An 11,550-nucleotide genomic window follows, 5' to 3' on the forward strand; every position below is an offset into this window, starting at 1 on the left:
AGTCGCCCGTTACTGGACGGCCGCGACCTCGCTGTTTTCGTAGACGACGCTTTCCGGACGCGCCACCGGCACCGAGCGGCCCATCAGCCGCGAGGTGACGCCCAGATTTTCCAGCGGGGAGTCGGCGGCTTCCACGGCCGGTGAAAAGCTGAAGCTTTCCATCAGACCCTGGAACACGATGTACGCCTTGTTCAATTGCCCGGAGAAGATGAACTGCCGGATCAAACGAAGTTGGCGCAGGCGACATTTCAACAACGCGCGGGCACCGCGATATTTCGCGGCGACATAAAGCTCGTTGCGAATGAAGTGCCGATGATAATTAAGACGGGTGGCGTTAGTTTCAGTCCGAATACTAAGCGCACCACTGGTCTGGCGCAGGTGCTGAACTTTGCTATTTCCGACCATGTATCCCGGAACATCGCGGGTCATGCGCAGGGTGTATTCGGTGTCCTCGCCCCAGATGAACATCTGCGCGATCGGCAGGCCATGTTTCTCGATGGTCGCCCGCGGCACCAGAATCGACACGAATGTGGCGCGGGAGACCGGCGCCAGGCCATGTTCCAGAAGCATCGGCCAGCTCTCGTAGGCAATGGCATTGGGGCGCTGGTCGATGCTCGGGGTATTGGTCATCAAACCGGTTTCGGTGCGCGCCGTGGAGAGCAGGAACGCGTGATCCACGCGCTTGCCATCGAGCAGCGACTCCGCGTCCATCAGGCGCTCCAGGGCGTCATTGTCGGGGATCACGTCGTCATCCATCATCCAGACGAAGTCTGCGCCCGCCTGGTAGGCGATCCGGAAACCGGCGCTAAAGCCGCCTGCCGCACCAATGTTGTTCGACAGAATGTGGACTTCCATTCCAGGGAAACTGCCGTCCATCAACATGCGCTCGGTACCGTCGGTGCTGGCGTTGTCGATGACGATCACGCCATCGCACGGCCGCGTCTGACGGTAAACCGCCTCTAGGCACTGCTTGAGCAGGGTTTGACGGTTATAAGTGAGTACGACGGCGTATACACGCATGACTTTCCTCTCCTTCCTTAGATGCATCTATTATTGTCGAACAATCTCTACATATCCTGATTTATCTTCTCATGAGCGGTTTCGCTGACACACTGATCGAAAATCGAAACTATCGATCACTCTGCAGCAAGGTCCATCAGGCTTATACTTCAGGATGCGAGTTTTTCGACGGCTTAAAACGCTCTCGTTACTCGCGTATCAATTGGAACGAGTGAATATCGCCATAGTGGCAATCTGTTAACTCTGACCTTTCGCGTTGCGCAAACGATCCCTCAAAAAGTGGCGAATCAGAGCGGTGGCGACGAAAGGCGGCTTTTGGCCACTAATCACCCAAGTCGGATAGTCCACGCCAGAAAAAAGTCGAGCGACATCGAAAAAAATCGAATGCATGCGCGACAGCGGGGTCGCTGATTCCGATAGGCGGTTCCAGCCCGTTGAATAATGCCTTCGTGCACGAGCCGAACTTGCGCCCTTCCCGCGCTGCCGACACTCTATATGGCTCGAACGACAGGACTCATCCATGCGGATTTTGGTTACCGGCGGCGCGGGCTTCATCGGCTCGGCATTGATTCGCCACCTCATGCAGCACACCGGGCACCAGGTGCTCAACGTCGACAAGCTGACCTACGCCGGCAACCTCGAGTCGCTCAGGGAGATTGACGACAATCCGCGCTATGCCTTCCTCCACGCGGACATCGGCGATGCCGCCGCGATGGCCACCGCCCTGGCGGACTTCGCGCCCGACGCGGTGATGCACCTGGCCGCCGAATCCCACGTCGACCGCTCCATCGACGGCCCGGTCGCCTTCATCCAGACCAATATCGTCGGCAGCTACGTGCTGCTCGATGCCTGCCGCGCGTACTGGCAGACGCTGCCGGAGCCGCGCAAGTCGGCCTTCCGCTTCCACCATATCTCCACGGACGAGGTGTACGGCGACCTGCACGGTGCGGACGACCTGTTCCGCGAAACCACCCCCTACGCGCCGAGTTCGCCCTACTCGGCGAGCAAGGCCGCCTCGGACCACCTGGTGCGCGCCTGGCAGCGCACCTACGGGCTGCCGGTGCTGATCACCAACTGCTCGAACAACTACGGGCCCTATCACTTCCCCGAGAAGCTGATCCCGCTGGTGATCCTCAACGCGCTGGAAGGCAAGCCGCTGCCGGTGTATGGCAACGGCCAGCAGGTGCGCGACTGGCTGTTCGTCGAGGACCACGCCCGCGCGCTGCTCACCGTAGTCAGCCAGGGCAAGGTCGGCGAGACCTACAACATCGGTGGCCACAACGAGCAGAAGAACCTCGACGTGGTGCGCGCCATCTGCGCGCTGCTGGAAGAGCTGGCGCCGCGGAAGCCGGCCGGGCTCGCCCGCTACGAAGACCTGATCACCTATGTCAGCGACCGCCCGGGTCATGATCTGCGCTACGCCATCGACGCCGGCAAGATCCAGCGCGAGCTGGGTTGGGTGCCGCAGGAAACCTTCGCCAGCGGCCTGCGCAAGACCGTGCAGTGGTACCTGGACAACCTGGACTGGTGCCGGCGCGTGCAGGACGGCAGCTACCAACGCGAGCGCCTCGGCGCCATCGACCCACCCAAGGAACTCCCATGAAAGGAATCATCCTCGCCGGCGGCTCCGGCAGCCGGTTGCACCCCATCACCCTCGGCGTGTCCAAGCAGCTGCTGCCGATCTACGACAAGCCGATGATCTACTACCCGATCTCGGTGCTGATGCTCGCCGGCATCCGCGACATCCTGATCATCTCCACGCCGCAGGACCTGCCGAACTTCCGCAAGATGCTCGGCGACGGCGCGCAGTTCGGGGTGAAGTTCCAGTACGCCGAACAGCCGACGCCGGATGGTCTGGCGCAGGCCTTCCTGATCGGCGAGGACTTCATCGGCGACGACTCGGTGTGCCTGATCCTCGGCGACAACATTTTCCACGGGCACCGGTTCACCGAGCAGTTGACCCGCGCCGCCGCCCATCCGAGCGGCGCGACGGTGTTCGGCTACTGGGTGAAGGACCCGCAGCGTTTCGGCGTGGTCGAGTTCGATGAGCAGGGTCGCGCACTGTCCATCGAGGAGAAGCCGGCCGAGCCGAAGTCCAGCTATGCGGTGACCGGGCTGTATTTCTACGACAACGACGTGATCGAGATCGCCAAGGCGGTCAAGCCCTCGCCGCGTGGCGAGCTGGAGATCACCGACATCAACAACGCCTACCTGCAGCGCGGCGACCTGCGCGTCGAACGCTTCGGCCGCGGCTTCGCCTGGCTCGACACCGGCACCCACGACAGCCTGCTGGAAGCCTCGCAATACGTGCAGACCATCGAACATCGCCAGGGCCTGAAGGTGGCCTGTCTCGAGGAAATCGCCTTCCAGCAGGGCTGGATCGACCGCGAGCGCCTGCTCGACCAGGCGCGGATTTTCGGCAAGACCGGTTACGGCGAATACCTGTACAAGCTGGAGAAAGAGAGCCGATGAACGTCATCCCCACCGAGCTGCCCGATGTGCTGGTGCTCGAACCCCGGGTCTTCGGCGACGAGCGCGGGTTCTTCTTCGAGAGCTTCAACGCCCGCGCCTTCGCCGAGGCGACCGGGCTCACCCGGGAGTTCGTCCAGGACAACCATTCGCGCTCGGCGCGGGGCGTGCTTCGCGGGCTGCATTACCAGATCAGTCAGCCACAGGGAAAACTGGTGCGCGTGGTCGCCGGCGAAGTGTTCGATGTCGCGGTCGACCTGCGGCGCGGCTCGCCCACCTTCGGCCGCTGGGCCGGCGTGCACCTGAGCGCCGACAACAAGCGCCAGCTGTGGGTCCCGGAAGGCTTCGCCCATGGTTTCGTGGTGCTCAGCGAAAGCGCCGAGTTCCTCTACAAGACCACCGACTACTACGCCCCCGAACACGAGCGCTGCATCCGCTGGGACGACCCGCAGCTGGCCATCGAGTGGCCCCTGCATGAGGCGCCGCAGTTGTCGGCCAAGGACCGCAACGGCGTCGCCCTGGCCGAAGCCGAGCTGTTCCTATGAGGATTCTCGTCGCCGGCCGCAACGGCCAGGTCGCCCAGGCATTGCAACGCAGCCTTGCCCCGCTGGGCGAGCTGAGCGTGCTGGGCAGCGAGCAACTGGACCTGCAGGACGTCGACGCGATTCGCCGCGAAGTGCGCGCCCTGCGGCCGGCGCTGATCGTCAACGCGGCGGCGCACACGGCGGTCGACCTGGCGCAGAGCGAGCCGGAGAAGGCCTTCGCGGTCAACGCCACGGCGCCCGGCGTGCTCGCCGAGGAAGCCGCGGCGCTGGGCGCAGCGCTGATCCACTATTCCACCGACTATGTGTTCGACGGCAGCAAACCCGCGCCCTACCTGGAAAGCGACGCGCCCAATCCGCTCGGCGTCTACGGCCAGAGCAAGCTGGCCGGCGAACGGGCGATCCAGGCGGTGGGCGGCGAGCACCTGATCCTGCGCACCAGCTGGGTCTACTCGACCCAGGGGCGCAACTTCCTGCTGACCATGCAGAAGCTGCTGGCCGAGCGCGACGAACTCAAGGTGGTGGACGACCAGATCGGCGCGCCGACCTGGGCCGATTCCATCGCCGAGGCCACCGCGGCGCTGGTCCGCCGCTGGCAGGCGGGCACGCCCGGCGCCTGGGGCCTGTATCACTTCAGCGCCGGCGGCGAGACCTCCTGGTTCGGCTTCGCCCAGGCCATCGCCGCGCACCTCGCCACGCAGAACCGCCTGCGCGCGATGCTGCTGCCGATCCCGTCGAGCGACTACCAGACCCCGACGCCGCGGCCGTTGAACTCGCGGCTCGACTGCACGCGGCTGCAGCGCGAATGGGGCGTCTCGCTACCCGACTGGCGCGCAGCGCTGGCGCAGTGCCTGGCCCACAGCCCCACCTGAGCGAAGGGGTGCGCCATGCGCACCACAAGCCCCCTGCCCCCCGGTGCGCGCGGCGCACCCCAACGGATATTCGGGCCTGACGCTGGCGCGTAGGGTGCGCCATGCGCACCACAAGCCCCCTGCCTCCCCGGTACGCGCGGCGCACCCTACGGATATTCGGGCCTGGCGCCGGCGCGTAGGGTGCGCCATGCGCACCACAGGCCCCCTGCCCCCCGGTGCGCGCGGCGCACCCTACGGATATCCGGGCCTGCCGCCGGCGCGTAGGGTGCGCCATGCGCACCACAGGCCCCCTGCCCCCCGGTGCGCGCGGCGCACCCAACGGATATCCGGGCCTGCCGCCGGCGCGTAGGGTGCGCCATGCGCACCACAAGCTCCCTGCTTCCCCCGGTGCGCGCGGCGCACCCTACGGATATTCGGGCCTGCCGCCGGCGCGTAGGGTGCGCCATGCGCACCACAAGCCCCTGCTTCCCCGGTGCGCGCAGCGCAGCCTACGGATATTCGGGTCCGGCGCCCTGCTAGAATGCCGCCCATGACCGACCACCCCCATCCCCGCCGCCCGCGCTGGCGCAGTCTGGCGCTGCTCGCCGTGCTGCTGGCCCCCCTGCTGTGGCCGCTGCATCACCTCGCCGAGCGCTATTACCGCAGCGAACTGGCCGAGCAGAATCGCCAGACGCTCGACCTCTATGTCGCCAACTTGCTCGGCACCCTGCGCCGCTACGAGGTGCTGCCGCCGATTCTTGGCGACCTGCCGCCACTGCGCGCCGTGCTCGACCAGCCCGCCAGCGGGCCGACCCACGAGGCCGCCAATCGCCTGCTGTCGCAGTTGCGCGAGCAGACCGGTGCCGAGGTGATCTACCTGATGGATGCCGCCGGCAACACCCTGGCGGCGTCCAACTGGGACCAGCCGGACAGCTTCATCGGTCGCAACTTCGCCTTCCGGCCGTACTTCCGCGAGGCCATTGCCGGCCAGCAGGGGCGCTTCTTCGGCCTCGGCACCACGTCCGGCAAGCGTGGCTACTACTTCGCCTCGGCGGTGAGGGAAGGCGAGCGGGTGCTCGGGGCGCTGGTGGTCAAGGTCGACCTGGACATCACCGAAGTGCCCTGGGGAAACACCCCCGAGCAATTGCTGGTGACCGACCACCACGGCGTGGTGATCCTCACCTCGCGGGCGCAGTGGCGTTACCGGGCCAGCCGTCCGTTGTCGGTGCGCGAGCGCGACGAGATCGCCGACAACCAGCCCTACCCGACCCGCGAACCCGTCCCCCTGCAATTGAAGAGCGACGCCTGGATGGCGCAGAGCCGGGTGCTGCAGGAAACCGGCTGGACGGTGAATATCCTCGCGCCGCGCTCGATGATCGAGCGCCGCGTGCAGACCAGCGTGGCGATCGGCGGCGGCGCCCTGCTCCTGCTGATGCTGATGCTCGGTCTGATGATGCAGCGCCGCCGTCACTACCTGGAACGGATCGCCTTCGACAGCCGCGCGCGCCAGGAACTGGAGAGCCGCGTGCTGGAGCGGACCCATGACCTGGAAACCCTCAACAGCCGGCTGAAGGACGAGGTGCTCGAACGCGAGCACGCCCAGCAGGAAGCCGCCCGCGCCCAGGATGAGCTGGTGCAGGCCGGCAAGCTCTCGGTGCTCGGCACCATGAGCGCGAGCATCAGCCACGAGCTCAACCAGCCACTGGCGGCGATCCGCAGCTACGCCGAGAACGCCGCCGTGCTGCTCGACCACCAGCGCATCGATGACGCGCGCGGCAACCTCAAGCTGATCGGCGAACTGACCGGGCGCATGGCTTCGATCATCGCCCACCTGCGCGCTTTCGCCCGGCGCGACCGGCACGCGCCGGAAAGCGTCGCCCTGCAGCCGGCCCTGGACGATGCCCTGGCCCTGCTGGCGCAGCGTCGGCGGGCGATGGAGGTGGAGCTGATCCGCGATCTGCCGGATGCGCCGCTGTGGGTGCAGGCCGGTGAAACCCGCCTGCGCCAGGTACTCGGCAACCTGCTCGCCAACGCCCTCGACGCACTGACCGCCAAGGCCCCGCCGCGGCGCCTGTGGCTGAACGCCGAGCAGACCGCCTACGGCGTCGAGCTGCGTATTCGCGACAACGGCCCGGGCTTCACTGAGGAGGCCCTGCAGCGCGCCCGCGAGCCGTTCTTCACCACCAAGACCAGCACACAGGGCCTCGGCCTCGGGCTGGCGATCTGCGATACCCTGATGCGCGCCCTGGGGGGCGAGCTGCTGCTTGCCAACCATCCCGAGGGCGGTGCCCTGCTCACCCTGCGCCTGCGCGCCGCCGCGCCCGGCGTCAACCCGCACCCGCCGGAGGACTTTGCATGAGTACCGATTCGCCGATCGATGGCCGCGTCGAGGTCCTGCTGATCGACGACGACCCGCACCTGCGCCAGGCCCTCAGCCAGACCCTGGACCTGGCCGGGCTCAAGGTACTCGCACTGGACAGCGCCGACGGCGTCGGCGATCGCCTGGACGCCGACTGGCCGGGCGTGGTGGTCAGCGATATCCGCATGCCCGGCGTCGATGGCCTGCAGCTGCTCGAAGCGCTGCACGCCAAGGACCCCGGCCTGCCGGTGCTGCTGATCACCGGGCACGGCGACGTACCGCTGGCGGTGCAGGCGATGCGCGCCGGCGCCTACGATTTCCTCGAGAAACCCTTCCCCAGCGAGAACCTGCTGGACAGCGTGCGCCGCGCCCTCGACCTGCGCCGCCTGCAACTGGACAACCGCAGCCTGCGCCTGGCCCTGGCCGACCGCCATGAACTGTCCGGCCGGCTGCTCGGCCAGTCGGCGCCGACCCGTCGCCTGCGCGAGCAGATCGGCGCGCTGGCGGCGACCAACGCCGACGTGCTGATCCTGGGCGAAACCGGTTCCGGCAAGGAGGTCGTGGCGCGCGCCCTGCACGAGCTCTCGGCACGACGCAATGGCCCCTTCGTCGCGATCAATGCCGGCGCGCTGGCCGAGTCGGTGGTGGAAAGCGAGCTGTTCGGCCATGAGGCCGGCGCCTTCACCGGGGCGCAGAAACGCCGCATCGGCAAGTTCGAGCACGCCAACGGCGGCACCCTGTTCCTCGACGAGATCGAGAGCATGAGCCTCGACGTGCAGGTCAAGCTGCTGCGCCTGCTGCAGGAGCGCATCGTCGAACGGATGGGCTCGAACCAGCTGATCCCGCTGGATATCCGCGTCATCGCCGCGACCAAGGAAGACCTGCGCCAGGCCGCCGACCAGGGCCGCTTTCGCGCCGATCTGTACTACCGGCTGAACGTCGCGCCGCTGCGCATTCCGCCGTTGCGCGAGCGCGGCGAGGACGCGCTGCTGCTGTTCGAGCATTTCGCCGAAGCCGCCAGCGCGCGGCACAAGCTGCCGCGGCGCGAGTTGCAGCCGCTGCAAAGGGCGATGCTGCTGCGGCATGCCTGGCCGGGCAACGTGCGCGAACTGCAGAACGCCGCCGAGCGTTTCGCCCTCGGCCTGGAACTGGCGCTGGACAACCATGCGCCGAGCCTGCCGGCGGTGCAGGGTGGCCTCGGCGAACAGGTCGAGGCCTTCGAGCGGGCGTTGATCGCCGCCGAGTTGAGCCGACCGCACGGGTCGATGCGCAGCCTCGCCGAAGCCCTTGGCCTGCCGCGCAAGACCCTGCACGACAAACTGCGCAAGCACGGTCTGCATTTCGGCGAAGGCAGCGATGAAAGTGACTGAGCGGTCAGCCGAATAGCGTTTCGCCACCTTGATCGGCGGCGCGCCATTTACTGTTCTTCCTGCGACACCCCGCCACGGCGCCGCTCGTCGGCTTGACTCAGATCATCCTGCGCCAAGGTGGTGCGCGCCCAATGGAATCAGCTAACCGATTCCGGAGGGCATCATGGAACGACAAACGACGCGCAAGCTGCGCCTCGGCGCACTCACCGCACTGGTCATCGGCTCGATGGTCGGCGGCGGCATCTTCTCACTGCCACAGAACATGGCGGCCAGCGCCGGCGCCGGCGCGGTACTGATCGGCTGGGCGATCACCGCGGTGGGCATGCTCACCCTGGCGCTGGTGTTCCAGAACCTCGCGGTGCGCAAGCCCGAGCTGGACACCGGGGTCTACGCCTACGCGAAAGCGGGCTTCGGCGACTACATGGGTTTCTCGTCCGCCTGGGGCTACTGGATCAGCGCCTGGATCGGCAACGTCAGCTACTTCGTGCTGCTGTTCGCCACCTTGGGCTACTTCTTCCCGGTCTTCGGCGAAGGCAACACGCCGGCCTCGATCATCGGCGCCTCGCTGCTGCTCTGGGGCGTGCACTTCCTGGTCCTACGCGGAATCCACGAGGCGGCGCTGGTCAACCTGATCACCACCGTGGCGAAGATCGTCCCGCTGCTGATCTTCATCGTCATCACCGCGCTGGCCTTCAACGTCGACCTGTTCACCGCGGACTTCTGGGGTAAAGACAACCCCGACCTGGGCAGCGTGCTGAACCAGGTGCGCGGGATGATGCTGGTCACCGTCTGGGTGTTCATCGGTATCGAGGGCGCCAGCATCTACTCGGCGCGCGCCGAACAGCGCAGCGAGGTGGCAAAGGCCACCGCGATCGGCTTCTACAGCGTGCTCCTGCTGCTGGTACTGGTGAACGTACTGTCCATGGGCGTGCTCGGGCAGGCCGAGCTGGCGGCGCTGAAGAATCCGTCGATGGCAGGCGTACTGGAACATGTGGTCGGCCACTGGGGCGCGGTGCTGATCAGCGTCGGGCTGGTGGTCTCGCTGACCGGCGCGCTGCTGTCCTGGACGCTGCTCTGCGCGGAAATCCTCTTCGCCGGCGCACGCGACCACACCATGCCGAACTTCCTCAAGAAGGAGAACGCCAACGGTGTCCCGGCGAATGCGCTGTGGCTGTCCAACGGGCTGATCCAGCTGTTCCTGATCATCACCCTGTTCAACTCGGCGACCTACCTCAACCTGCTCTACCTCGCCACCTCGATGATCCTGGTGCCGTACTTCTGGTCGGCCGCCTACGCCGCGCTGCTCGCCCTGCGTGGTGAGACCTACGAGCAGGCCGCCGGCGCACGCCGCCGCGACCTGGCGATCGGCGCGGTGGCGGTGCTCTACGCGGTCTGGCTGCTCTACGCCGGCGGCCTGAAGTACGTGCTGCTGTCGGCCCTGCTGTACGCACCCGGCGCGCTGTTCTTCGCCAAGGCCAAGCGCGAACAGGGCCAGCCAGTCTTCACCGGCGTGGAAAAAGTCATCCTCGCCGCGGTGCTGGTCGGCGCGGCCGTCGCCGCCTACGGCCTCTACGACGGCTTCCTCAGCCTTTGATCCACCCGGTTCAAGGAGAACCTCCATGTCCAACCCCACAGAAAAACTCGGCGTGCACTCCGAAGCCGGCAAGCTGCGCAAGGTGATGGTCTGCGCGCCCGGCCTCGCGCACCTGAGGCTCACGCCGGACAACGCCGACGAACTGCTCTTCGACGATGTCATCTGGGTCAGCCAGGCCAAGCGCGACCACTTCGACTTCGTCACCAAGATGCGCGAGCGCGGCGTCGAGGTGCTGGAGATGCACAACCTGCTCACCGAGACGGTGAAGAATCCGCAGGCGCTGAAATGGATTCTCGATCACAAGCTCGCCGTCGACCTGGTCGGCGTCGGCCTGCAGGACGAGCTGCGCAGCTGGATGGAAGGCCTGGAGCCGCGCACGCTGGCGGAGTTCCTCATCGGCGGGGTGTCGGCCGCCGACCTGAAGGGCAGCCACGGCGGCGAGATGATCCGCCTGTTCCGCGACTACCTCGGCCACAGCAGCTTCCTGCTGCCGCCGCTGCCCAACACCGTGTTCACCCGCGACACCACCTGCTGGATCTACGGCGGGGTCACGCTAAACCCGATGTACTGGCCGGCGCGCCGCCAGGAAACCCTGCTCGCCGCGGCGATCTATCGCTTCCACCCGGAATTCGCCGGCGCCGACTTCCAGGTCTGGTACGGCGACCCCGAAGTCGACCACGGCCAGGCCACCCTGGAAGGCGGCGACGTGATGCCGATCGGCAACGGCGTGGTGCTGATCGGCATGGGCGAGCGCAGTTCGCGCCAGGCCATCGGCCAGCTCGCGCAGTCGCTGTTCCGCAACGGCGCGGCCGAGCGGGTGATCGTCGCCGGGCTGCCGAAGTCGCGCGCCTCGATGCACCTGGACACGGTGTTCAGCTTCTGCGACCGCGACCTGGTCACGGTCTTCCCCGCCGCGGTGAACGCCATCGTGCCGTTCAGCCTGCGCCCGGACGAAAGCAAGCCCGGCGGCATCGACATCCGCCGCGAGGAGAAAGGCTTCGTCGACGTGGTGGCCGGGGCACTCGGCCTGCCGCAGCTGCGCACCATCGAGACCGGCGGCGACAGCTTCGAGGCCGAACGCGAACAGTGGGACGACGGCAACAACGTGGTCGCGCTGGAGCCCGGCGTGGTCATCGCCTACGACCGCAACACCTTCACCAATACCCGCCTGCGCAAGGCCGGGGTGGAGGTCATCACCATCGACGCCAGCGAGCTGGGCCGCGGCCGTGGCGGCGGCCACTGCATGACCTGCCCGATCGTCCGCGACCCCATCGACTACTGATACGACCGCGGGGCGGCCCGGGCGCGGGGCCCGGCCCCCCACGTCCCCCCCCCCACGGCGGGG

Annotated in this window: 9 protein-coding genes; 8 read left to right on the plus strand and 1 reads right to left on the minus strand. The window is 67.0% G+C overall.

Annotated elements, in window-relative coordinates:
- Nucleotides 1–9: 9 nt before the first annotated feature.
- Nucleotides 10–1,020 (minus strand): glycosyltransferase family 2 protein, encoded by a 1,011-nt coding sequence (locus QMX85_RS22205; protein ID WP_282344576.1) that lies wholly within the window; start codon nt 1,018–1,020, stop codon nt 10–12.
- Nucleotides 1,021–1,540: 520 nt separating this feature from the next.
- Here QMX85_RS22205 and rfbB point away from each other — a divergent pair.
- From rfbB to arcA, 8 genes are all read left to right on the plus strand, one after another.
- Nucleotides 1,541–2,623 (plus strand): dTDP-glucose 4,6-dehydratase, encoded by a 1,083-nt coding sequence (gene rfbB / locus QMX85_RS22210; RefSeq protein ID WP_282344578.1) that lies wholly within the window; start codon nt 1,541–1,543, stop codon nt 2,621–2,623.
- A complete protein-coding gene (gene rfbA / locus QMX85_RS22215) occupies nt 2,620–3,492 on the plus strand; it encodes a glucose-1-phosphate thymidylyltransferase RfbA (protein ID WP_282344580.1) in 873 nt (290 codons plus the stop codon). Before rfbB ends, rfbA begins: the two co-directional genes overlap by 4 nt.
- Complete coding sequence (rfbC, locus tag QMX85_RS22220) at nt 3,489–4,034, plus strand: dTDP-4-dehydrorhamnose 3,5-epimerase (protein ID WP_282344581.1); 546 nt, start codon at nt 3,489–3,491, stop codon at nt 4,032–4,034. Before rfbA ends, rfbC begins: the two co-directional genes overlap by 4 nt.
- Complete coding sequence (gene rfbD, locus QMX85_RS22225) at nt 4,031–4,903, plus strand: dTDP-4-dehydrorhamnose reductase (RefSeq protein WP_282344583.1); 873 nt, start codon at nt 4,031–4,033, stop codon at nt 4,901–4,903. The genes rfbC and rfbD overlap by 4 nt, the downstream gene beginning before the upstream one ends.
- 529 nt (nt 4,904–5,432) lie before the next feature.
- Complete coding sequence (locus QMX85_RS22230) at nt 5,433–7,241, plus strand: ATP-binding protein (protein ID WP_282344585.1); 1,809 nt, start codon at nt 5,433–5,435, stop codon at nt 7,239–7,241.
- Nucleotides 7,238–8,611 carry a sigma-54 dependent transcriptional regulator gene (locus QMX85_RS22235; protein WP_282344586.1) on the plus strand — a complete coding sequence of 458 codons (1,374 nt, stop codon included), beginning with the start codon at nt 7,238–7,240 and terminating at the stop codon, nt 8,609–8,611. The genes QMX85_RS22230 and QMX85_RS22235 overlap by 4 nt, the downstream gene beginning before the upstream one ends.
- A 163-nt stretch (nt 8,612–8,774) precedes the next feature.
- A complete protein-coding gene (gene arcD / locus QMX85_RS22240) occupies nt 8,775–10,205 on the plus strand; it encodes an arginine-ornithine antiporter (protein ID WP_282344588.1) in 1,431 nt (476 codons plus the stop codon).
- A 25-nt stretch (nt 10,206–10,230) separates the two neighbouring features.
- Nucleotides 10,231–11,487 (plus strand): arginine deiminase, encoded by a 1,257-nt coding sequence (gene arcA, locus QMX85_RS22245; protein ID WP_282344590.1) that lies wholly within the window; start codon nt 10,231–10,233, stop codon nt 11,485–11,487.
- The last annotated feature ends 63 nt before the right edge of the window (nt 11,488–11,550 follow it).

It is taken from the genome of Pseudomonas sp. PS02288, from assembly GCF_029959715.1.
Lineage (GTDB): Bacteria > Pseudomonadota > Gammaproteobacteria > Pseudomonadales > Pseudomonadaceae > Pseudomonas_O > Pseudomonas_O kuykendallii.